This is a genomic window from Pseudomonas sp. 9_2_1 (genome assembly GCF_059295275.1).
The window spans coordinates 3,836,720-3,859,838 of record NZ_CM181239.1; the positions used below are offsets into that span (position 1 = coordinate 3,836,720).

Consider the following 23,119-nt stretch of genomic DNA (forward strand, 5'->3'; position numbering starts at 1 on the left):
TCAATTTCGGATGCTATCCGTAGAGACAGGTCATGTTGTTGGCTCATCACCACACCACGTATCCTCTAAAACGCTCCTGAACACGCCCGCCAGAGATGGATGCTGACGTGCCGCTTCCAATTCTTGCACGAGCGCCTTCAAGTCTGCTGCCTCTTCAGATGTCATTACCAAATCGCAGTAGTGAAATCCCTTCGTGGCTTCTCGCAAATGCGCTTTGTAGTCGTCCTGCATTCTGAGTCACCTATTAGCGTCGTCGGCTTGCCAAGCTGAAAAGCAAAAACCGCCGGATGGCGGTTTTTGCACGTGTTCAGAGTAATCTTCTCAGGCCAGCCAGGACTCTACTTCATCAGCGCCGTACTCGGCTTTCCACTCCTTCAGCAGCTTGTGATTGCCGCCTTTGGTTTCGATGATCTCGCCGTTGTGCGGGTTCTTGTACTGCTTCACCTGGCGAGCACGACGCGGGAACTTTTCAGCTACTGCTGGCGCGGCGGCACGACGGTTAGCTTGAGGATCCAGAATGTTGATGATGTCGCGCAGGCTGAAACCGTATTTGTTCAGCAGATCACGCAGTTTGGTCTCAAACTCTATCTCCGCCTGCAGCTCGGAGGAGCCCTTCATAGCCTCCAGTTCGGCCAGCTGTGCGGCCAATGTTTGCTCAAGCTTACGGAATTCTGCGAGACGGGACATAGATGTTTCCTCAAAACCAGATGAAATTAGTAGGATACTGTACACCATTTTTAGCTTGCCCTACTTACATTTTGAGTACGCATTGGCAGTCTTGTTCAACTCTATACGGAGATTTACCAATACTTGCTTCTAAATCAGCAAGGCGAGTAGTGTGATCATCCCTTTGGCCGTCTTCGTCGCCATCATGATTGCGGAGGCACTGGATGAGCATTAATACTAAAGGGAAACTGGTAGTCCGGCTCACTTAACATCCGACTGCGAGGTTTCATGAGGTGACTCGAACCAGTGTTAATGCCAATCTAAGGCCCTGCGCTGTACCTCCTGACGTTGATTGGGGAATGCTTCCACTGAATTTTTCACACTCGTTTTGGCAATTTTTTTTAGTCATACCACCGTGTTATAAGCCCCCTGCCTCCCCCTAGGCTTTCTCTTTCCAGCAATTACTAAACAGGCCGTCTGTTACGCTCACGCCTGACCGTCATGCTAGGCATCGTCAGGCGAGGTTTATCAGGCACACGCTCAAGCTCTATCCCCACCGGTCAGCAATCACTTCGATACTCCGCTTCCTACGATATCGGAGACGTTCCGAACATTGCTGCCCTAGTCACAGCGTTTGAGCTAGACGGTAACATCACGCAAGGAAGCCTCTTTAATCATCAGCTTCGTTGGGGAAACCATTACCATTGTGTAGATCGCTTCCTCCAGGCCGCTGGATTGAGCAGCCTTGAGGTATCATTGAAAAGAGTATGACATGCGTTTTTTAGCGACTTATGCCCCGTGGCACTTTTTGAACTTCCGCCCTGAGCCACACGGGCAAGGTTCGTTACGACCTACTGTTCCCACATGAGAACGGAACGCCACACGTCTGCTTTCGCGGGTGATGCCACCAATCAGCGCAGTTTGGCCATTCAACTCCCGCTTCTGCCAATCCTCCAGTCCTTCCACGTAGGGGTCTAGCCGCCTAATTTCGGAGATCGCACCGTGGTGATCACCACACCAAGCCAGTATCACCGCATACTGACTTCTGACCTGAACCAGCCTGCGAATAAGACCTACCTGAGTGACGATGGGTAGGACATGCTGCTCCAAGACCTCCTTTGCGCCCTCATAGTCTTTGGCCCCGACAAACTCATCCGCCAAATCTTGCCCGACCCGCACTATCGACTCGTACCCCTCAACCATTCCATAAAATTTCATGGCGTGGATACGTTGCAGACGCGCTTCCAGCCCCTGACCTTCGCGAGCTTTTGCGTAAACTTCCAGGGCGTCAGCAAGGTGTTTGATGTGCTCATGGACATCAGGTGGTCGCTTGATGATTTTCCACAGCACATCCGAATTTTTGCCCATCACGGTTTGAGGCGTTAGCCCCAGGATTTCAAAATATTCACGGACAACTTTCTGGCACATCGCCTCCGCAGCCTTGTGGCGTTTCAGTTTCCACAGTGCGACTGCATGGTTGTAATCGAAGACGCGACGGTAATCAGGATCGGAGATTTTTGGCGCAGCATACGCTACTGCCTGTTCAACCTCTTCCTTACGGCCCTGGTCGGAAGCCAAAAGCACTTTTCGCATCGCCCACGCGACTTGCTCGCGTGTCTCGAATCCGTGAGTATCTAGAAGCCGCTGCATCATCGAGAGAGGATCAGCCGCTTCGTCAAAGCGCCCCTCTCGCATGTAGGAAAATACCAGGGCATCAAGCGCCCAGAATGCTTGGTGTGGGTCGAGTTCATCTGCGTCAAGTGCCCGCTTCAAGCTAGAGGTGATATCGACAGATATACCCATTTCGTAGAACATTTCCTCGCCTGCGAGGCCAATCAGGGTCATGACATCGTTGAGTCTGATGAATACACGCGTGAGCAGAGAAAACCGCGAAACATCACGGTGCTGCTCCAGGCTCCGAATAAGTAGTTCTTTCAGCGTAACCAACGCCTCAGTGATCACCGGCTCGCCCATGAGCTCTAGGTGACGCAGCCCTAAAGTACGGACAGCATCATGGACTTTGAGTGTTTTGGCGCCGAAAACCTCAACTGTACCTGTGGCCTGAATTTTTTTGATGGCCGCAACTGCGCCGCCTTGGGATAACTTGAGCGTCGCCGATAGCAGCTGGACGATTTCCTCATGGGTGAGCCCGATATCAGCAAGGCTGACGACCGCAAGCGCGTTCTGGGTAACCTGCTCGAAACCATCGTAAACGCGAGCCAGTATGACCTCTTGGGCCGTTTCCACTAGGTTTGATTGCTGCCTGAGGTCAATGCAGAGTGCTTCGATATCTCCGCCGTACCCCGAGAGGGCAACCGTAACGGCGCTGTCAACGTACAGTGGCAAGCCACCCGAGTATGTCCGGAGCTGCTCAAATGCCTGAGCACTGCCGAATGCGCCGGCGTCGCTGGCGACCCTCGCCACGGTATCCAGATCCCAACCGAGAAGCGTCTCACGCCGCAACTTCATGATCGCCTCAAGCTCCCGGACGTTCTCATGAGGCTGGCACAGAAGCGTGAAACGGATATGCCGGGTGGCATTCAGCAAATCGCGCAGGTGAACTACTGGAACACGATGTGCGTTGTCGATCACAACCACCAAGGATGCCTTAGCCTGCTCCAGAAAACGGTCGAATGCCCGAATCGCCTCGTAACCACTGGCACCAGGCAACAGAATTTGCCGAATGCCCTCAGGGTCTTTATGGGAAAACTTGGAGGCAAGCTCGCGCACGATTGAGCTCGCGAGTGCGGGCCCTGGAAGATCACCAACGTCGTAGTAGGCACATGGTTCGGGGCTATGCAGAGCCGCATGGGCAGCCCAAGTCGTTTTCCCGGCGCCCGACAAACCGCAAATGATTCGCACCCGCTCGGCTGATGCAAGGGCAGGTTCGCTCTGCTGAGGCCTGTAGGATGTAGGCAGCGTAGGAAAATCCTGGAGCTGAACGATTAACTGCTCGAACAAGCTTGGCAATTCCGGAGTGCGGAATACGTGCCTGGCGTTTCCGTCACCGCCAGCGGACGCCAGCATCACCAATGACGCCATTTTCCAAGTCAGCGTTGAAGGCGAAAGAAGCGAGAATTGCAGTTTTTCAGCCTGATCTGCGCACCACACGGCCGCCTCCTCCAGCGTTGCCCACGCAGGAGGAAGGTAATCAGGGCGCGGGGCTGTCGAGTCGGGGTAAAGGTAGATCAGATCCGCAGGCGTCTTATTCTCGTCCACCGCAGTTTGAAGCGTTTTTCCTAGTGGCTGGTTCGCAACGATCACGAACTCTGGATTACCAGCACGGCCCTCAAGCTCATGCGCCTGTCGAACCTGCTCAAAGCGCTCCAATGCGCCTGCAACGTCGCCAGGCATCAGCGGCTGAGAACGGGTTTTGACCTGGATATAGACTCTCCCGGCATCAGTGCAAAGCTCGATATCTTCATCCAGCTCGACAAGCACCTCTTTGACACCCGAAGCCTGCGCCATAAACAAGCAGCCCACACCATACAGGTGCTGATACAGGAAACCTCTGTGCAGAGACTCGATGCGCTTGAGCTGGGCAGGATCGAGCACGTCCACGGTTTTGAGCTGGTCATCAGATTGCATAGGGTTTCCACTTCACTTTATGCAGAAGACTTTTGTGCTCAGGCAGAACCGAGTACAGGTGACGGTGCAACATTCAATGGTGATCGTTGTAAAAGATCGAGCAGAAGCGCTAGCCACCTCGGCTCGCCACACCAGTTAATCCACGACTCCAGCTTCCGGCGACGAGAGTCGCCCTCTTCCAACTGCGGACACCGCAGGTCAGCATGCATTAGCTGACCTGTTCGCAGCTAGCAAACAAGCGCTGCGCGTAGGCAAAACCTCTAACCCGAACCCAATCGTGGTTCACCAAGAAGATCCAGGAAAGCAATATGACCAGTTCGACTCCTGTGGCTGCGAGCAAGACCGGATGCTTCGCTAACGCATCTAAGCTCAATTCTTGCAGAGGCAAACCTATCGTGTGATACAGAGTCACCAAGCAGAGCGCGACGCAGGTTAGGGCCACTAGGATGCCTGTCGACTTGCAAGCCGTGAGATTCCGGGCGAATCCATACTCCACGTTTTCGTCAAAGATCATGGCGTACTTTTTCGTATCTCTCGTCTGTTCACGCAGGAAGTTCGCCGCAGACCGATACACATTATCTGCAGCCTTCGGGTCTTTTTTTTCTTCCTCTTCCGTGACGACGGTGAAATCCTTTATGAGATCCGCCAGGCGATGCATGTAGCGTTTTTTCGTGGGCCGCTCCAACGTGTCGTCAGAGTGCCTCAGCACGATGGTGGTTGGGGCACCCCCCCACGCCTTGAAAAGTTTTTCCTGGAGCTTATTGCCTTTGCTCGACATTTGGCTCGCGGCAAATGCGACGACGCCGAACGATACCAGGAAGGTTGCGATCACCCCGTTCAAGGATCGCGCAGCTTCGAAGAAAGCCATGACATAAATGACTACCGGCAGCACCAACAGCAAAGCTGGTTTTACCCTGGCCTTGTACTTATACGCATCAAAAACCTTGCTGAAATCCATACCACCCCTCACGCAGTGCACGGTATTTGGGTATCAATCGAACAAGCACACGTCGATCATCTTGGCGTGCCCCGCAATGTCGCCGCTCGCCAACAACTAACCAAAGTTGAAAACCGGTACCCCAAGGCTCACCTCACATAAACGCCGAGATCAGCATCGGAAATGATCAGCATCAGTGCCGGTAAACCTTCTGTCTGCATCCGGCTCACCAGCGTGGCAAACAGGACAACGTCATCGGCGCTCTGCTTGACGGAACAACCGTTCGGATGGGAATGCCAGTCCCCGACATAATCAACGGTGCCAGCAGTCAGATCGTGCACCTTCCGCAGTGCCTCTAACTGACCTTCCTTGCCCCGGATGAAGTGGGTCGGGCTCGACTCGCTGTCGGGTGGAGGTGGCAGGGTATCGACTAGGACGATGGTCTTCGTCTTCAAGTCAGTGATACCGAGAACGGATCCACCAGTTTCGTTAGGTAGAGCCGCATGCCGCTGTGCCTTGATCTTGTCGATAAGCCCACTGTCATACGTTACCGACCACTCTCCAACCGTTGCGCGGTTGACGGTGTGCACCATGGCCTCATGGGATCCCACACTGCCCGATTCATCATCCAACGCCGATATCAGAATCTTGGCTTCGGCACCGATTACTACCTTGCGCAGCTTCCGGGAAATCAGTCCTGCGTGGACATGGATGTTTTCATTCGACATGCGGAACGATATATCCCGGCATCCGCCACCTACCCACCGATCGCCAAGGTGGTTAACGAGATGGGTTTCGCCCCAAGGGTTGTTCAAGATTGCGCGGTAATACTGGCCCTCAAGGGCGTCCAAACGCTGCAACCGTGCCGAGTCCTCTAGCAGAATGACATTCGACATCCCTGATGGAGTAAGGAAGACACTTGCCATGCGGGTTGAATGATCACGTCGCGACAAGTCGCGAGGCACAGCCAGCGTCGTGGTGGCATCGATCAAAAGGTCAGCGTGCTCTATGGCCTCATTGATGCGAGGATCGTCTGCGAGAATGCCGTCGCAGATCGCAGCGGGTATCGGCTCGCCCGGATAGATCTGCCCTACCATCCTCCGAAGCACATCCGCTTTGCGTAAACCGACAAACCTGTCGTTTGCGACATGCCTGGCCACGTTGTGGGGAAGGAGCAAATCCGGGTCAACATACGTCCAAGTGCCCCAGGCCAAGCGAGCCCAGATGTCGGCAAGCATCCCTCCTAACGCACCTACACCAGCCAGCACACCCTTGAAAGTTGCAGTATCGGGATCGACAGCAGAGAGGTCTCGGGCAAACGCCGCGTTCAGCGAAGATCGCACCTCCACAGGCCTGAGGCCAAGCCCCTTCCAGGTCTCCCCTGTGTAACCTCCCAACTGCACGGCGGGATAACAAACACCGTCCGCGTTCGGCGGTGCCAGCATCTCGAATGAAGCTGCCAGATCAAAGAGATTAATCTCCAGCATGTAGCCTTTGACATCCATCCGATCAGCTTCGCCATTGCGAAGCCTGGGTACCCAAGCCAGGATCAAGATGCCTTGGTTTTCGTTCTGAGCCGCCCGACTTAGCCCCACAGAAGCTGCTTCACGCACAGCACTTGAAAGTTGCGCAGAAAGCTCGCTGCCCCACTCCACTAACTGATCATGCAACTCACCAAGGTTGAGCGGGAACATGGCCATCGACTTTGGCTCAACGGGCGGCACCATGACATTGAGTAAACGGTAATTGCTTTGCTGGGTCGTTCCACTGAAATCCATGACCGCCCGCAACGTGATCTTGTCGCTTTTGTCTGTCATCACGACGTGCAGTTTACAATCGTCACTCGCTAGCTGCGCCGGTGTTAGCGCTGGCAGGATGAGCTGGAATGGGCTCGCGTAGAACATTTGCTCCAGCGGTTGATCTTCACGGTGCAGACGTAGCTCCGATGACTCACGCAGCCACCAGAACATTCGCTCAATAAACCGTTCAGCCGTCCAGATGCGCTCTACGCCACTCCACTCCACATCGTAGAGGCACAGGATCTTCGGCGTACCGGGCGCCGAGCCATGAAGATGTGACAGCGCAGGAAAATCCTTGCGAAGCGCATGCACAGTCACCGGAACACGAAGCCGTGGATTCACGGCGATGGCTAGCGTCTCTACGCGGTGGATTCCTCCAGGGTTGGCCCTGGCAATCGTGCCGTCGCCCGCCTCGATGACGACGTACTCGGTTACTCCCCCTTCCTCAGCCTCCTGCCGAAGCTCCAGGAACTCGACGCCAGAGGCCCCCTTGCATGCCTTCACCAACGCTCGGGTGCAGGCATGAACAGGCTCGGGCTGATCGCCCATTGGGTCACCGACCGCATAGAAACTGGTCATTTTCTAGGAGCGCCTGCGCGAGGGGCTGCAGCCGCTGCAGCCGAGGTCGCGGCTGCGGCGACCGCTACCGCAGCTTTGATCAGCGTACCGTCAGAGGCCGATTCCAATTCCAGCACGCCTTTGGAGCCGCTCTCTTCCGTACAGGCGAACCACCCATCCACTGGGCGCAGAATCGACCTATATTCACGCTTGGCGCGGATGCAAGGTGGATCGTTAAAGTCGTCAACGATCTTCTTGCTGCTGGAGACAATCGTCGCTCCCTGCTTTGCCTGGCCCAGAGCATTGCGCGCAGCCTCGGACACCCTGGCGTTTTCGCCTTTACCCGACCAACTGTCCCAGGACAGGGTGTGCCACGAGCAGTGATGTGGCGCGAGGAGCAAGTCGTAAGCGAGCGTTTCTGGGTCATCCTCAAAGCGTTTCCACATCCGCTCCCAGATGAGAACCTCGGCATCACCACCTACGAAGAACCGGGTACGCTTGGTGCTGAATTGAGAGGGCGAGATGTGCATGTTCATGACAATGCTCGACTCGTTCTTGGTCAGCTCTTCCTCAAGCGCAGCATCATCTTCATGAGGAGCAGGAGCCAGGAGTTGGGCCCTGAATACAGACGAAGATGACCCATCGATGTCGCTGAACCATTCGCCTGACTTCACCAGGATCGAGCGCAAGTCATCAGTCTTGCCGTCGACGTCCTCACCCATAATCTTGATGCGGTTACCGCTGAGAGCCCAGCCGTAATCACGCCAGTGCTGAACACGCCGACGAGCCTCTTTATTGAACGCAAGCGCGTCCTCGCAAAGTGTGTGATTCTTCGACCGCCGCCGGAAGACCAGAGGGGACGACCAGAGCTCTCGGATGATGATCCGCTTTTCCCAGCGATCTTTTTTGTCATCCGGGTACTGGTCGGGGTGGCCCAGCCAGAAATGCTTGCTCAGTCCACCGCAATGATCCTTGTCGGGGTGGCTCAGCATGAAGGCGTCAACATAAGGACGATCCTTGTTGTCACGCAATAGCCGCTCTCGCAGCGCCCGAGCCACATCGGGGGTGTCATCATTTGGATCATCAGCTTTCGACCGAATATGGCAATCGATCAAGATCGTTGTGACGTTGAAGTCTGCCAAGCGTACCAGGGTCATATCCCCGTTGCCGACTTGAAAGAAAGTAAATTTAGCGGGCACTCGAACCTCCATGCACTATTTGAAAAACAACACCCAGACAATAGCCGAGCGTCATCTTCCACTAACTGAAAAACGTTTATGCTGATGCACCACCGCGCTCAAAATTAATGCGCAGCACGGATGATTCATCGCTTTGGCGATTTATGTTTACGCAATATGTGCTGAGAGCGGATTTCGGGAGAATCGAGGGGGCTTTAGAGTAGTCAGCATCGGCTTCCTGAAAGACCAAGACAGCGTGCTGGACGAACCATCAAATGCACATCACCCCACCCTTTCTTCGCTGGCCGCTGTGGCGTAGGTAAGCCATCGGCTTCCCGAACTCACAAAAGCACCACCCCAAGAAATCCGTTTCGAGGCCGCAAAGGAAACACTACATCTAGTACGTGTCACCCAAGCTGAATACAACATATTCAAAAATCAAAGCGCCTGCAAGCCACTGCCGCACGAATAGATAGCGCGCAAGCCTTCAGTTGGATCCCATCTCTTGACTGTACGGATGCACAGCCCGCGTGTTTCAAGGGGTTAACAAATTTTGGATGAAATCATTTGTTACAATCAAGGGAATCGTCTGAGTCTTCTTCCGCGACGTATAGTGTCGAAGACAAATTAGCGCCTGGAAGTCGACATTTTTATCCTGTCAAAATAACGACGGGAAAGTTGCATTATCGTTACCGTAGCGCCCCAGTTAAAGCGAAACGACCTCGCACGAAATCTGACTCTAGAGTTAGTCTTCAACGTGAGCCGACGGTTACCACCACGCTCAGAACCATCATATGGAAAAACATCCAGATGAGTTCATTCGCGCTTGAGAACAATTCATTTAGTGGATAAGAAATTTCACGACTACCGCGTGGAAATGGATGCTGGCCATATCCGCACCAACAGGCGCCTGGAATGCCGCACGGTGCGTCCAAATCACCTCTGCCCCCTTCGTCTAATTTTTACGCTTAGGCCACCTACCCAATCACCAACACGGCAAGGCTGCAAATTCTGCACCGTCGGCTGGGGCACGAAAAATCGCGACTTTGAGGTCACCAACGAGATTTTGGAGGAGTTCATCAGTAAGCCACTGACGTGAGCAGCTTGCTGTACTACATTCGCGCCATCATGAAGCCATAGCTTGCCGACCGAGCGGCGGCTCCCAGTCGGTGAGCAATCGGGATGCGGCCTCAGAAGTCCAGAGGTAAATAGCTTCAGCCTTTGCTTCCGGGCTAAAGTCTGATGTTGCGCAGCAAAGCCACCCGCCAATCAAGCGACATACCATCTGCCTAGTGAACCAAGACCATGACCACACCTTCCCACCTGTACAAATACCAAAGCGTCACGCAGTACTCGCTGCAGTCCTTGGCCGACAAAAAAGTCTGGCTTTCCACCCCGGCCTCCTTCAATGATCCGTTTGACTGCGCCATCAACCTCGACCGCAGCAAGCTGGCAGAGTCCGTAGCCCACGCGGTCGAGAAAGCCACACAAAATGCTGTGGTGGAGGACTCACTGAAGGTGCCGAGCGAGGAGGATGAGCTTGCCTATGAGCGGCTTCGCGACGGACTCGGCGCGCTCATGCAGAACATTGGCGTGCTCTGCCTCAGCGAGGCACCCGATGAAATCCTGATGTGGTCTCACTACGCCGCGAACCACAAGGGCTTCTGCATTGAGTACAAAATCGATGAAACCTCCCCGCTGAAAACCATGGCCAGACCGGTGAAGTACACCGATGTATACCCGTCACTGTCCGTGAAAAACCTGCCTGCCGGCGCCACGCAGACCTTTTTGGATGACTGCCTGTTCACCAAAGCCAAGCAATGGAGCTACGAGAAGGAGTGGCGAGCAATCATGGATGTTGGCGGGAAGCTTTATCAAGCTCCAGCACCCGTCTCCGCCATCATCTTCGGCGCGCGCATGCCTGATGTGGATAAGCGAGATGTCTACGAAATTCTTCGCCTTACACCCGGAATCGAATTCCGGGAGGCGTTCCTCCTTGACAACTTCTTTGCACTCGGTTTCCGTCCGTACGTAACTGAAGACAACCGATAAGGTTGCTTAGGGCCAGGGAAATGGAATCCCTGGCCTTGCTCAGGTGCTACCGCCTTATTTGCAGTAAACCGTCCAGAGCTCGTCAACCCGGGTGGTGAAGCTCTGGCTCATCATCTCCCGCCGCATGCCCCAGGAGGGATCGACTGGCACAGTCGCCAACCGCATGGTGCCCCTACCCCACCTGCCATTCAACGCATCCAGCACCCATCAGCTTTTCACTCGCCACCGGCTGAGCTGCCGCAAACAGATCACCGGTGATGTCGTTCGGTTGGCTGAGGTCGAGCAGCAGAACCTCTGCCTTGCTGTAGCGGAAGCCCTCCCGGTACACCCGCTCCACTCCCTCCTGCGCGGCATTTGTCAGCAAACGCGTATCGTCAGTTGGGAATGGCGCATTCACCTATGGCTGATTTGCCGGGGTGACTTGACCAGCATGCAGTCGCCCCTCCCATATCCCTTGGTTGGACACCGTGAGCTTTACCTGCACCGGAGCAGGGTGCGAGATGCTCAATGAGCCACGCTGCTGACCTGAAGCTCATACCTCGCTTGTGTCAATTCTGTCTCCGCCTTCTGCAGCTCAGCTTTGACGCCCGTCCACATCAAAACCAAGGTGGCGATCTTTTCGCGAGAGGCCATCAATTCCTCGCCCATCACCGCCAACTCGCTCTCAAGCAACAGGCACTGCTGCTCGAGCAGTTCCTCGCGCGAGAAAAAAGCAAAGCGATCATCAAGGGTCTGGTCTGGCTTGTTCATAACTCTCATCACCGCGAGTAGTACAAATGTTCTCCTCACGAGCTTAGCGAGATATACTGGATGCATCAACAGTGTTTCGACGGAACGGTAGCTCTTCCTGACCGCAAGGCCAGGCCAGCCCCAGGGCTTCGAAGCTGCGCAGAAATTCCACGTGGATTTCACCGGGGATACGCTCAAGCGGAGAGATCGCATATGTCACTGAAATCGTCTTTCGCCATTGTCCTTCGGGCGCTACGCAGTCAGCGAAAAATCACGCAGCGGGACTTTGGTGACACGAGTAGAACGTTTCTTTCAAAGCTCGAAGGCGGTAAGTCCAGCCTGACGCTAGATAAGCTTGAGCAGGTGAGTCAGCGGCTGGAGGTGAGCTCACTGACGCTGCTGACCCTGACCTTGAGCTTGGAATCTGGGAAATCCTCAGCGGAGCTTATCGATGATCTTCGCTTGGAAATTGAGAGCTTGGAGCGTGATGGTGGCTTACCTCGCTTGGAAGAAGTCCCCACCCTAGTGGCATCCGATTGGCATCATAAATGCGACCCAGACGGTAGCTTCAGGCCTGTGTGAAACTGCTTGATCCAATCATGCCCCTGGACGTGCCCCTAATCGGGGACGGCTGTCGTGAACCGATCCCTGGCGTCGCCAGGGGTCGGCCCTAACGGGCTTCCATCCTCACGCCTCTGGCCCTTTGGGCCGGCGCGCTCCGCTTGCCCTTTTTGACCACAAGATTCAACGACGTGAACCGTCGCAAATCTCAGACGCAGATCACGCGCATATGGCTGACTTTGTGTTGGGATAAACCCCTGATGACATTGTCGGGACTTTTCTTTCACCCAATTTTCACGACACCTCGGCAACACTCGCCCTATCCCTACGTGTGATAGAAGCTCCCATTAGCCCGCCTAGCAGCGGGCTTTCTTTTGCCTGGAATTCGTCATCGACCCAGGCCGTTTGTCTTCTGAATTGTCCGTTCTGCTCGCCCAGGCTGTCCCTTAAGGACACTCGCTAGAGCCACTCCCATGCCACAACTCATCAGATTCATAACCCTTCCCCTGGCCTGTAGCCTCCTGTGGGCTTGCTCTGCTCCTGAGACGAAGTCGCCTGTGGAGACACCCGGCAGGCCCGAATCAGCCAAGACCCAATTGCTGGAAGCCGGGGCAGCGTCCTTGCAGGCTAAGCCGCCCATCGAGGCTATCAATGCCTACCTGGATGGCTTCCACTTTTACAACGGACATCCTGATGTGCAGATGGAAGCGCATCACTACTGCTCCATCCTGAATGAGGATGTCATCCAGTGCGTCATCTTCGACGGTAACACCGAGGAAGCGAAGATCATGGGTATCGAGTACATCATCGACGAGAAGCTGTTTGCTGGTCTGCCGGCCAAGGAGAAGGCGATGTGGCACAGCCATGGGTATGAAGTCTCGTCCGGTCAGTTGATTGCACCAGGTATTCCTGCACCTGCTGAACATGCGCTGATGGAGCGGCTTGCGCATACCTATGGGAAGACATGGCACACGTGGCACACCGACCAGGACAAAGCCCTACCGGTGGGCGTCCCGCAGTTGATGATGGGGTTCATAGCGGATGGCCAGGCTGATCCAACGATGGTCGAGCAGCGGAATCGGCGTCTGAGAGTGGATGCGGCAAAAACGAAAGCTCAGCGGGCTGACATTCAAATCCCTGCGGCTGATCCCAAGGCGGATGGTTGGCAGCACGGCAATGTCATTCAAATCACCGATCCAACCGACGCTCATCTGCATCAGCCCGCTACATCGACAACTGAGAAAGCGAACAGCCGGTCAAGCCAGTAGCCTTAGAGCTACGCCTCGAGGCACCGGCAGGAAAGACTGAACGTGCCCCTATCGGGTACGCTGTCGTAAACCGCAACCTGGCTTCGCTAAGTTGCGGCCCTCCGGGCTTCCATCCTCACAGGTTTTGGGCAGTTAGCGGCGCTCAAGGCGAGCTGGCCACTGCAGTCGTGCTGTCGAATGAGTGGGTGCCAGGCACTGCTTCAAAAGCAGAACTGTGCGATCACATCTTCTGATGACATAACTTGGGCATATTCAGTGCCCAATATTGCTAAGGTCAGCTCATAAACGGTCAAGGCGTCCCAGCACGTTCCGTTTGACCTGTTGACGGGTACGGCAGTTGTGGCATCCGCTGGGAGAATAATTTCGTATACAAGTGCCTTCCCCGCTCGGATAGTCGCATCCATGCTGTTATGAATCACAACTCCAGCCAGAACAATACGTTTTACTTGCATGCTTCTCAGAATGGCATCCAATCGGGTTCCTATGAAGGCACAGTTCTCATGCTTGATGATGACAGCCTCGCCCTCTATCGGAGCAACTTCTTTCTTGATTCCATTCCAGGGGCCGTGAACGTGATAGCTGGAGGTGGGATTCTTTTCATCATGTTTCACATGAAGGACGCGCCAGCCATTTGATCGCCAGTGCCGCAGAAGGCGCTGGATGACGGACAGATAACCAGGGTGGCTCTTGCCATTCCAGATAGGCTGATCAATAGCATCTTGAACATCTAGGATAATCAGGGGGGGTGTGAGGCGTAGCCTTCATATGCGGCCGTTTCCTTACGATGGATGCTCAGTGTGCTGCAACGACCTCCCTTCAACAAGCAGTGCAGTCTCGATAGGGAATCGGTGCCGACAAAAGACCAGTGATGAGCGGCTGCTTCACGTACCTGGATTCCGGTCGTGCTCGCGCATGGCCTGTTGGGCGGACGCTTACGTTAGAGCCACCGCAAACTTCATACGTCCGTTCAAATTTCAGCGGGTTCCGATGTCAGCGCTTCCACTTCATCGAGATGGATAAGTTGTTGCAGGCCCCGGGAAAGCAAGGCCGCGGCTGTAGGCTTTAGCATGGTGGAACTCAGCTCCTCCCAGCCGATCCACTTACACGCGACAATGCCTCTCCCCAGCGCAACGCTGCAGCCATCAGTGAAATCAGTGGTGAAGATATGGTGGAGCACATTGCCAACCTCAATGGTGCCCACGAGATGCGGGCCTGAGCAGTGCAACGATAGGGCATTCCAAAGCTCTCTAGCGGCAGCCACGGTCGGGGCCTCACCTCTCTCAAGCAGACCGTTTGGAAACTTCCATTTGGCGCTCTTCCTTCGAACAAGAAGAACCTGGTCATTTCGAGAACAGATGATCGTTACCTTTGCCCTTGCTGGACGATGCTTGATGACGCTCATGAGGGATCGCACCTAAAGAACGCGCGACATCCTGAACGCTGGGACGAACTTCCTTATGCTGATGACTGCCGGGGAGGAAGTCGAGTTCCGGCACCCGGCTCAAGTCTGGGGCTGGTGCAGCATTACCGTCACCTTGTTCAGGAGTACCTGAATGTCGAACGGTTTTGTGATCACTGCCGTGCTAGGTGTCAGGAATCCACCTTTCAAAACCGATGCCTCTGCAAAACCGGTCACGAATAGAACCAGAAGGTCTGGAAAAGCCTCACGAGCGGCATCTGCCACTTGACGTCCATTCAGCGCACCTGGAAGCCCGACATCGGTAACGAGCAGATCATAAGGCGGGCACGAGCGAAGCGTATGCATGGCGCTAGATCCATCTTCAGCCTCATCAACTTCATATCCGGCCTCCATCAAGGCTTCCACGATGGACATGCGCACGATAGGTTCGTCATCGACTACTAGAATTCTCCCGCCCCGTTGACCGCTAAGCGCACTCTGCCTGGCCTCGCCCTCGAGTAATTCCAGTTGCCCTTCGAATTTTGGCAGCAAGAGGCGGATCGTCGTGCCCACACCTTCTTGGGAATGCACATCAATCTGGCCACCGGACTGCAGTACAAAACCGTGCACCATGGATAGCCCCAGTCCGGTGCCCTGGCCAAGTGGCTTGGTGGTGAAGAACGGGTCAAATATCCGCTGGATGTTCTCCGGGGAGATGCCGCTTCCCGAGTCAGTGACAGAAATCGCGATGTACTCGCCTGGAGGCAGGTCGGCACGACCCGCCATCAGGTCGTCGAGTTCGATTGTCTGCGTAGTGATGGAGATCGCACCGCGCCCCTCGGGCATGGCATCACGCGAGTTGATCGCCAGGTTGAGCAGCGAACTCTCCAACTGGGCAGGATCAATCCGGGACAACCCTAGATCCGGCTCCAGATGCGTGATGACAGTAATTGCCGGGCCCACCGAGCGATTGATCAGGTCGACCAGACCATCGATAAGTACGTTGACGTCCGTAGGCCGAGGATCGAGCGTCTGCCGCCGTGAGAATGCGAGCAGACGCTGAGTCAGCGATGCTGCTCGCTTGGCGCTGACTTGAATTCCCTCCAACAGGCGCGCCGCAGCTTCCCCTTTCCCCTGTTTCAATCGCCGTGATAGTAAATCGGCGCTGCCCAGAATCGCCGCCAGGATGTTGTTGAAGTCGTGGGCAATTCCGCCCGTTAACTGCCCAAGCGCTTCCATTTTTTGAGCTTGGCGAAGGGCTTCGTTGGCCTGTGAAAGCTCGCCTGTGCGTTGAGCGACCCGCTCTTCAAGTGTGGCTTTCGCCTGCTGTACCTGCCGATAAAGCTGGGCGTTATCGATGGCCACTGCTGCCTAGGCGGCCAGGGCGACTACCAGCCGCTCGTGCCGCTCAGTGAATTTTCCCGGTTCAGGATGACCGAAAAACAACCCTCCCAGGACATCGCCTGTTCTCGATACCACCGAGATCGCCAAGTAACTGCGTACGGGCAGATGCCCCTTGGGCATTCCATGATGGGGCTCGAACTGGCCATAGCGAGGGTCAGCCAGGATGTCCAAGGATCGAACGACACCTTCATTCCGGAAAGTAGGTGCAAACACCGGAGTGGCACGAGGATGACCCAACTTTTCAAAGGCCGAGCGATCAGCACCTGACAAGGTATAAAGCTTCAGATGCGCGCCGGCATCGTCGACCTCGTTGGCAAAGTACGAGCCAAAAGCTGCTCCTGTGAGCGACGTTGCTGCATCCGTGAGGTTTTGCACGATCCGTTCAAGGTTCAGGTCACTGGCGAACGCCGCATTGATGTCTCGAAGGATCTCAAGCGTGCGGCTTTCCTCTCTAAGCGCCCGCTCGGTCTCCACTCGTTTCGTGACATCGAAGCCTTCGCAGAAAATACCGGTCACTACACCGGCATCGTCGAATACAGGCTCATACACGAAATCGAGGTAGCGGATCTCGGCCCCATCTGATTGCCAGAGCAGCGAAATAGGCGTGCCGGTAGCGACAAACCGCTCGCCCGACTTGAACACCTCATCCAGCCAGGAAAAATAACCCTGCCCTTCCAGATCGGGGAATACATCACGTACAGAGCGGTCGAGATAGCCTCGATCACCAAAGCTGCGCCTGAAGGCCTCGTTGACGAATTCAAAGATGTGGTCAGGGCCTCGGAAGATGGCGATGAACCCCGGTGCCTGGTCGAACATACGGCGATCTCGACCCAGCATAATGTGCGACGGTACTGGTTCAAGGGCTGACGGCTGTACTTCTTGCCCTTGCACCAGGACAGCAACGATGTGCCCCTCAGGGGCTCTCAAAGGACTCAAGCTGAACGCCCACGGCTTTTCTCGATCCAGGCGAACCGGAAACTCCGCATCGGAAAGTAATAATAGGCTTGCCTTCTCCATTACCGCTTCGAGCTGCAGACCGACCCGCCCCCACACAGCCGTCCAGACCTCGTGCGCGGGCCTGCCCAGCCCTAGGGGATGACGGTGCCCCATGGCAGGGATCCAGGTGTCGTTGTAGAGCAGTGTGCTGTCGGCACCCCAAAGAAGTGCAGTGGGCAGATCCGAACTGAGCAAGAAACTCACGGCGTGGCGCAGCTGAACCGGCCAGCACCCTGGATCACCCAGAGAAGTGCCGGCCCAATCTACTCGACGCATCTGGGTACCAATCTGGCCGTCGTTCGTCACGAACGATTCGATTGCTGAGCGCTGATCACCGTAATCCATAGGAAAAAGCACCATCGGGGTAGACCTATAAATCTAACTCAAGATCCATGCACCGGCGTGCTGGTCTGACAAAAGCTGGCAGTCGCCAACGCTCACATCGTCGTTTAACGTGAACTTTCCCCGTGATTCTCAGGCCCTCCGTACATAGAGGAGGACTGAACATGACCAACCTACGAGAGATGCATTCGACAGTGATCTGCTTGCAGAAAGGGAAGATTCTTTTTGTCCGCAAGGAAGCTCCTGAATGGTCACTGCCAGGCGGCAAGATTGATCCTGGCGAAGGGCATGTTGACGCGGCAAAACGAGAGCTGAAGGAGGAGACAAGCCTGCCCTTCACTGGCGCTCGGTTTCTGGGCCATTACATCTTCGATGACGAAGAACACTACCTTTATCAAATGTCTATCGAACCCACGATGCTGCCGAGCGCGGGTCACGAAATCGTGGAATGCCGCTGGTTCAGTGATCATGAACTGGCAGCGGTGATCGTGAAGCAAACCAACATCAAGCTGCTGAAGCGAGAAGGCCTGATCAATCACAGGTAGCGCAGAATCCCGAGGCTGGCGCTGTTGGGCCGAAGCCATTTCTCGCGAATGTTCAAGGTATCCACACAGGTCTCTCCTCAGCAGTGGTTGCGTGAGCAGCGGCTGAGGAAGAGTAAAGAACTGCTAGAGACATCGACGATGATGCTCGCCGAGATCGCGCTGGAGTGCGGTTTCTACGATCAACCACATTTCTGTCGAACGTTTATGAGATCCGAAGGGATGACGCCCTAGGCATGGAAACAAGAGACTATTTAGCAAGGTCGGGAATGCTATCCCCATCGATCCTAATAACGGCTCATCTTAATGCTTGTGGCCAGGTACTGAGGTCGCTCAGGGCTTTGGAAGCCTCAAATGGCTTGTCCCAGACTGCGCAAATCTGCGGATGCGAGCTGACTTTCAGTACACGGTGTTAAAGACTTTACGGGACGATGAGCAAATGGCTGACCCTAACGCTGGTAAATGGGATTGGCTTTTGAGAGGAGACGGTTGTGGCCGCTGACGCTTGAGCCAACGGCCACGGATACTGGCTGCAGCTAGGCCACTTGTTTCACATTAGGGCGCTGATCTGTCGCCAGACGCCTTGCTCGACCAACCCCCCAGGCTAATGCTCGGGTCATTGACTCGCCGGGGCGGGATTCGAAAGCTTCCTCATGCAGCGCCATTCCACTTCCTGCGTACACGCCGATGAACATTTGCGTCTGACCTGTGCGCGATAGTCTGACCTGAACATCGATAGTCGTACCGTCATCGAGTTCCTCGTCATGGGTGCGATGATGAAGCACTGGATCCGCCCAATCCCAAAAAACATCACCACGAATACGCATGCCGTCCTCCTACGACTTTAGTCTTATACGGAAACCTAACCATAGCAAAACACGACAGCGCTTCAATGACTGTGGCGTGGACAAATATGGGTATCAGACAACTGGCCTGATTTCCGATACAAATAAATTTTCTTGTACAACTCTCCTTCTCTTATCTGAGAAGTCGTTCGATATCATGGCGCCTGCTGGCCCACAGCTGTCCAATTAATTGACCATCTGAACTTCATGGCGAAGTCTTGCTTTTCTGGCTATACCTGAGCCCGGCGTATGACTCAGCGCTGCCCCAAGCCCTTAGACAGGCTCATGGAACGCATGACTTCAAGCCCAGAATCAGACACCACATTCACGAGCACAGTGCCTGTCGAGTAGCCCGGCGAAAGCCGGGCTCCACAGATTCACTTCTCGAGTGTTGCTGCTTGATTGCCGCCCTCTTCGGCAATCGCTGATAGCTTCTCGTCAGCGGCTTTTTCTTCTGCGAGGGTGTCTGCCAATAGCGAGGCAGCCTCTTCCATGCCAAGGTGCTTGGCCATCGCAATCAGGGTGCCGTAGCTGGCGATTTCGTAGTGCTCGACCTTCTGGCATGCCCCTATCAGCGCCGCATCGAGTACTGCCCCCTTCTCGATTTCATCCAGCAGCTCTTTGCTTTCCTCAATCAGCCCCTCCATGGCTACACACTTCATCCGCTTGAGTTTCAATCCAGCCGACTCCACCAGCTGGTCAATGCGCTCTATCTGCCCCTGGGTTTCCGCCAGATGTGAGGTGAACGCATCAGCCAAAAGCGGGTTGGTAGATGCCCGAGCCAGGCGCGGTAATGCTTTGGTGATCTGCTTCTCAGCGCTGTACACGTCCGAAAGCTCATGGATGAACAGATCTTCTACTGTTTTGCGAGCAACCATCGTCATTCTCCTTTGGTGTGAAAATCGATTTCACTGCAAGGTGTGGCTTACCAGACTCCCGTGTAAGGACTCAGTGGGAAGCTTCAGGGGCAGATCGTTGGGCAGCACCGAGCCTACGCCAAACATGCCTATCGCCATCTTTACCCGCATCGCTCGGCAAGCCAGGCGTGAGTCGGCCTCAAACTCTGCGACCGCCGCGCTCATCAGATGCTCGAAGCCGATGTCAGCCTGAGCCTTATCCCTTCTTCTCGAAGTGCTCATGGGGCCTCCTTCAATCAGTCATCTTTACCGTTGACCAAGCCCGAGCCGAGATCCGCCCCGGTGACCGGATTGCTGGCTGGATCCGACATCGTCCGCAGCTTCATGGCTTCCAATATCGCGAGATCAGGAGCGGCCAGTTCCACCGAAGCGGTGCCATCTCCGCCATCAACGGCAGCCGAGGGATTCTCGACGTACTCCCACTCCTCGCCTTCATTCCAAGGGCCACGCACATTCGGCTCACCCGACATGTTGAAATACTTGTTGGTGAACTCCGGCATGCCAGGAAGCTTGCCCTGAGGGAAGTTAGGCTGGATGGCGTGCAGCGCTTTTTCGAAAGAAAGCTGGTGTGCGATTTCTCGTGTCATCAAGAAACCCAGCGCTTCTTTCACGCCAGGGTCGTCCGTCACGTTCATCAGGCGCTCGTACACGATCTTCGCCCGCGCTTCGGCAGCGATATTGGAGCGGAAATCAGCCGTCGGTTCGCCAATGGTGTCCACATAGGCCGCGCTCCATGGCACCCCTGCCGAGTTGGTAAGCGGAGCGCCGGCGCCGTAGAGGATGCTGGTAATGTGGGAATCGTTACCGGCGCCATTGATGGCTCGGTACAGCTCTCCCTCCTCTTCGACCCCCTCAGCAAGTCGGCCCTTGGCACCTTTGTTAAGCATCACAATGATCGAGCCGACAATCTCCAAGTGGCTCAGCTCTTCAGTGGCGATGTCCATCAGCAGGTCTTTGCGGCCTGGGTCATCCTCGGCGAGGGCCTGGGTGAAGTATCGACTGGCAGCGGCCAGCTCACCCTGAGCGCCGCCGAACTGTTCTAAAAGCAAGTTTGCAAGGCCTGGATTGGGCTGAGCAACGCGCACCGTATATTGCAAGCGCTTATTGTGAATAAACATGTTTTACTCCTCGCGGCTGATCAAGCGCTCAAATAAATGCGCGCCTTTCTATTCGTGGGAGCAAGCTGCACTCGATACGTGCTAACGCACCACGAGTTTTCAGGACGAATGGCAAGGTTGAAAAGGTTCAAGCCAAGTTTTATAGGTAAACAAAAATAACCTCACCCCAACATTTAGCGCTTAAGTTAACCACTGACTCAGTTTGGCTGAACTTTCTTAATGCCCAAGGCTTCCCCTGCATAACCTCTGAACTCTATGCAGGAGAACGCACGATGCGAGCACTGACCTACCACGGAGCAAACGACGTCAGGGTCGATAACGTCCCTGATCCCATCATCGAGGAAGCTGACGACATCATTCTGAGGGTCACCGCCACGGCGATATGCGGATCTGATTTGCACCTTTATCGAGGCAAAATTCCAGAAACCGAAGCGGGTGATATTTTCGGTCATGAGTTCATGGGGATCGTCGAGGACACCGGCAGCGCCGTCACCAATCTACAAATAGGCGACCGGGTGGTGATTCCCTTCGTTATCGCTTGCGGAAGCTGCTTCTTCTGTCAACACGATCTCTTCGCTGCCTGCGAGACCACAAACACCGGGCGCGGATCGATCATCAACAAAAAAGGCATCCCACCAGGCGCTGCGTTGTTCGGTTACAGCCATCTCTATGGTGGTATTCCAGGCGGCCAGGCCGATTATGTGCGGGTACCCAAAGCCAATGTCGGCCCCTTCAAGGTGCCCACCGCCTTAGCTGACGATAAGGTGCTTTTTCTTTCCGACATATTGCCGACCGCCTGGCAGGCCGTCATCAACGCCGAGATAGGCCAAGGTTCCTCAGTCGCCATTTACGGCGCGGGGCCAGTGGGTCTACTCAGCGCGGCGTGCGCGCGAATGCTCGGCGCGCAGACCATCTTCATGGTGGATGACAACGACTACCGCCTAGGCTACGCCCGCGACGCCTACGGCGTAATTCCAATCAACTTTGAGCAGGATGATGATCCCGCCGACAGCATCATTCGACAAACATCGGGTATGCGGGGCGTCGACGCGGTGATCGACGCCGTTGGCTTCGAGGCCAAGGGCAGCACTGCAGAAACCGTCATGACGGCACTCAAGCTCGAAGGCAGCAGCGGCAAGGCCCTGCGCCAAAGCATTGCCGCCGTGCGGCGCGGGGGCGTAGTCAGTGTGCCGGGGGTGTATGCCGGCTTCATTCACGCCTTCATGTTTGGCGATGCGTTCGACAAGGGGTTGACGTTCAAGATGGGCCAGACCCATGTGCAGAAATACCTACCGGAACTGCTCGAACACATAGAAGCCGGGCGCCTGCAACCGGAACTGATCGTGACTCACCGCCTAGCCCTGGAAGAGGCTGCCATGGGCTACAAAATGTTCGATCAAAAACAGGATAACTGCCGGAAAGTCATCCTCGTTCCAGGGGCGGCCTCTGGAACGTTAGGGAGCGATTACGTGTAAGCCATCGGAGGACAAACCTATGAACGATCTTGGTACGTACTTCTGGATCGCGGTAGCAACGATTCTTTTGTTGATCGACCTGTGGGCGATAGTCAGCGTGTTTCGAAGCGACAAGACCGATGCGACCAAAGCCATGTGGGCCTTGTTGATCCTGGCTCTACCGCTGGTTGGACTAGCCGTTTGGGGAATTGCGGGCCCGCGCGGGATTAAACGCGGGACTGGGCCTACGTCAGACGAACACAGTAAGGGCTGACATGTCATTTGAACTGACCTACGTGGATACCGGCGCGGCGTCGATGAAGCCCTCCCCTACCTCAGGGCGCAGCGCAGCGGTATCCCCTACCTCAGCTCCCGAAAAACCGTGAGGGAAAATCGTCCCCGGCTACCGCTCTGAGGTAAGCAGCATCAGCCTGGAGACGTAGATCACGCCACTCCTGCCAGGAAACGATTCCTTGACGATCCATTTCATCCGCCCGTCGAAGCAATTCCTCGTGATAGTCGTCCGGCGATTCCATACGCCATGCCCTGTCCTCTAGCACCCGAAACCACGCGGCCAAACATTTGAGCTTTAACGATTGAGGTGCGAAGAAGTCTCTCTCAAAGGTGCGCATCGCGAGCCCTCTCTCGTCAATGCTCGGTTGAGTCGTCAATGCCTCAAAGGTTCAGAAGAGCAGCTTTAGTGGCCTAGGATGAGGTTCTCGAGACGAATGGGTAAAGATGATTGGGCGCTCTGGGACGTTCAGAT

22 protein-coding genes and 2 pseudogenes are annotated in these 23,119 nt (G+C 55.2%); 7 read left to right on the plus strand and 17 right to left on the minus strand.

The window, feature by feature from the left end; all coding sequences use genetic code 11:
* Nucleotides 1-30: 30 nt before the first annotated feature.
* The 6 genes from AC5O5I_RS17265 to mblB form a co-directional block, all read right to left on the minus strand.
* Nucleotides 31-231, minus strand: a complete 201-nt coding sequence (locus tag AC5O5I_RS17265; protein ID WP_155766704.1) for a hypothetical protein — start codon at nt 229-231, stop codon at nt 31-33.
* A 90-nt stretch (nt 232-321) separates the two neighbouring features.
* Entirely contained in the window at nt 322-687 is a 366-nt protein-coding gene (locus AC5O5I_RS17270) for a histone-like nucleoid-structuring protein, MvaT/MvaU family (RefSeq protein WP_070383774.1), read from the minus strand.
* Between the two features lie 768 nt (nt 688-1,455).
* A complete protein-coding gene (locus AC5O5I_RS17275; RefSeq protein WP_070383773.1) occupies nt 1,456-4,254 on the minus strand; it encodes a dsDNA nuclease domain-containing protein in 2,799 nt (932 codons plus the stop codon).
* 208 nt (nt 4,255-4,462) lie between these two features.
* The gene (locus tag AC5O5I_RS17280) at nt 4,463-5,212 is read right to left on the minus strand and encodes a hypothetical protein (RefSeq protein WP_070383772.1); all 750 of its coding nucleotides are present in this window, start codon (nt 5,210-5,212) and stop codon (nt 4,463-4,465) included.
* Nucleotides 5,213-5,340: 128 nt separating this feature from the next.
* On the minus strand, nt 5,341-7,569 hold the full coding sequence (gene cap2-3, locus AC5O5I_RS17285; protein WP_070383771.1) for an anti-phage 6A-MBL system cap2_3 protein: 2,229 nt from the start codon (nt 7,567-7,569) through the stop codon (nt 5,341-5,343).
* On the minus strand, nt 7,566-8,747 hold the full coding sequence (gene mblB / locus AC5O5I_RS17290) for an anti-phage 6A-MBL system MBL-fold protein (RefSeq protein WP_070383770.1): 1,182 nt from the start codon (nt 8,745-8,747) through the stop codon (nt 7,566-7,568). The genes cap2-3 and mblB overlap by 4 nt, the downstream gene beginning before the upstream one ends.
* Nucleotides 8,748-10,031: 1,284 nt before the next feature.
* On the opposite strand from mblB, the gene AC5O5I_RS17295 reads away from it, so the two are divergent.
* Nucleotides 10,032-10,778 (plus strand): DUF2971 domain-containing protein, encoded by a 747-nt coding sequence (locus AC5O5I_RS17295; protein WP_070383769.1) that lies wholly within the window; start codon nt 10,032-10,034, stop codon nt 10,776-10,778.
* Nucleotides 10,779-10,832: 54 nt separating this feature from the next.
* Here the strand turns inward: AC5O5I_RS17295 and AC5O5I_RS17300 are convergent.
* Nucleotides 10,833-11,175 (minus strand): annotated as a pseudogene (locus AC5O5I_RS17300) (DUF4113 domain-containing protein); the annotation flags it as partial.
* Nucleotides 11,176-11,282: 107 nt separating this feature from the next.
* Nucleotides 11,283-11,528: a hypothetical protein gene (locus AC5O5I_RS17305; RefSeq protein WP_070384472.1), complete on the minus strand. Its 246-nt coding sequence runs from the start codon at nt 11,526-11,528 to the stop codon at nt 11,283-11,285.
* Between the two features lie 192 nt (nt 11,529-11,720).
* On the opposite strand from AC5O5I_RS17305, the gene AC5O5I_RS17310 reads away from it, so the two are divergent.
* Both AC5O5I_RS17310 and AC5O5I_RS17315 read left to right on the plus strand, forming a co-directional pair.
* Nucleotides 11,721-12,089: a helix-turn-helix domain-containing protein gene (locus AC5O5I_RS17310; RefSeq protein ID WP_367864081.1), complete on the plus strand. Its 369-nt coding sequence runs from the start codon at nt 11,721-11,723 to the stop codon at nt 12,087-12,089.
* Between the two features lie 452 nt (nt 12,090-12,541).
* Nucleotides 12,542-13,336 carry an OBAP family protein gene (locus AC5O5I_RS17315; protein ID WP_494511226.1) on the plus strand — a complete coding sequence of 265 codons (795 nt, stop codon included), beginning with the start codon at nt 12,542-12,544 and terminating at the stop codon, nt 13,334-13,336.
* Between the two features lie 200 nt (nt 13,337-13,536).
* Here AC5O5I_RS17315 and AC5O5I_RS17320 read toward each other — a convergent pair whose 3' ends face one another.
* From AC5O5I_RS17320 to AC5O5I_RS17335, 4 genes are all read right to left on the minus strand, one after another.
* Nucleotides 13,537-14,076, minus strand: coding sequence for an isochorismatase family protein (locus AC5O5I_RS17320; protein WP_494512770.1), 540 nt, complete (start codon nt 14,074-14,076; stop codon nt 13,537-13,539).
* A 227-nt stretch (nt 14,077-14,303) separates the two neighbouring features.
* Nucleotides 14,304-14,738 carry an NUDIX domain-containing protein gene (locus AC5O5I_RS17325; RefSeq protein WP_494511227.1) on the minus strand — a complete coding sequence of 145 codons (435 nt, stop codon included), beginning with the start codon at nt 14,736-14,738 and terminating at the stop codon, nt 14,304-14,306.
* Nucleotides 14,739-14,837: 99 nt separating this feature from the next.
* Nucleotides 14,838-16,100 (minus strand): ATP-binding protein, encoded by a 1,263-nt coding sequence (locus AC5O5I_RS17330; protein ID WP_494511228.1) that lies wholly within the window; start codon nt 16,098-16,100, stop codon nt 14,838-14,840.
* A 6-nt stretch (nt 16,101-16,106) separates the two neighbouring features.
* Nucleotides 16,107-17,480: a PAS domain-containing protein gene (locus tag AC5O5I_RS17335; protein ID WP_494511229.1), complete on the minus strand. Its 1,374-nt coding sequence runs from the start codon at nt 17,478-17,480 to the stop codon at nt 16,107-16,109.
* Between the two features lie 161 nt (nt 17,481-17,641).
* On the opposite strand from AC5O5I_RS17335, the gene AC5O5I_RS17340 reads away from it, so the two are divergent.
* Together AC5O5I_RS17340 and AC5O5I_RS17345 are read left to right on the plus strand one after the other, a co-directional pair.
* Nucleotides 17,642-18,022 (plus strand): NUDIX domain-containing protein, encoded by a 381-nt coding sequence (locus AC5O5I_RS17340; RefSeq protein WP_070383768.1) that lies wholly within the window; start codon nt 17,642-17,644, stop codon nt 18,020-18,022.
* A gap of 24 nt (nt 18,023-18,046) precedes the next feature.
* Nucleotides 18,047-18,253 (plus strand): annotated as a pseudogene (locus AC5O5I_RS17345) (helix-turn-helix transcriptional regulator); the annotation flags it as partial.
* A 302-nt stretch (nt 18,254-18,555) separates the two neighbouring features.
* Here the strand turns inward: AC5O5I_RS17345 and AC5O5I_RS17350 are convergent.
* The 4 genes from AC5O5I_RS17350 to AC5O5I_RS17365 form a co-directional block, all read right to left on the minus strand.
* Nucleotides 18,556-18,846, minus strand: coding sequence for a hypothetical protein (locus AC5O5I_RS17350; RefSeq protein ID WP_256818917.1), 291 nt, complete (start codon nt 18,844-18,846; stop codon nt 18,556-18,558).
* A gap of 395 nt (nt 18,847-19,241) precedes the next feature.
* Nucleotides 19,242-19,742 carry a YciE/YciF ferroxidase family protein gene (locus AC5O5I_RS17355; protein WP_054881379.1) on the minus strand — a complete coding sequence of 167 codons (501 nt, stop codon included), beginning with the start codon at nt 19,740-19,742 and terminating at the stop codon, nt 19,242-19,244.
* 30 nt (nt 19,743-19,772) lie between these two features.
* Nucleotides 19,773-20,003: a hypothetical protein gene (locus AC5O5I_RS17360; protein WP_070383767.1), complete on the minus strand. Its 231-nt coding sequence runs from the start codon at nt 20,001-20,003 to the stop codon at nt 19,773-19,775.
* A 14-nt stretch (nt 20,004-20,017) separates the two neighbouring features.
* The gene (locus AC5O5I_RS17365) at nt 20,018-20,899 is read right to left on the minus strand and encodes a manganese catalase family protein (RefSeq protein ID WP_070383766.1); all 882 of its coding nucleotides are present in this window, start codon (nt 20,897-20,899) and stop codon (nt 20,018-20,020) included.
* Between the two features lie 272 nt (nt 20,900-21,171).
* Between AC5O5I_RS17365 and AC5O5I_RS17370 the strand changes: the two genes are divergently transcribed.
* Complete coding sequence (locus AC5O5I_RS17370; RefSeq protein ID WP_070383765.1) at nt 21,172-22,374, plus strand: zinc-dependent alcohol dehydrogenase; 1,203 nt, start codon at nt 21,172-21,174, stop codon at nt 22,372-22,374.
* Between the two features lie 19 nt (nt 22,375-22,393).
* Nucleotides 22,394-22,627: a PLD nuclease N-terminal domain-containing protein gene (locus tag AC5O5I_RS17375; protein WP_008091025.1), complete on the plus strand. Its 234-nt coding sequence runs from the start codon at nt 22,394-22,396 to the stop codon at nt 22,625-22,627.
* A 91-nt stretch (nt 22,628-22,718) separates the two neighbouring features.
* Here AC5O5I_RS17375 and AC5O5I_RS17380 read toward each other — a convergent pair whose 3' ends face one another.
* Nucleotides 22,719-22,985: a hypothetical protein gene (locus AC5O5I_RS17380; protein ID WP_070383764.1), complete on the minus strand. Its 267-nt coding sequence runs from the start codon at nt 22,983-22,985 to the stop codon at nt 22,719-22,721.
* Nucleotides 22,986-23,119: the final 134 nt, after the last annotated feature.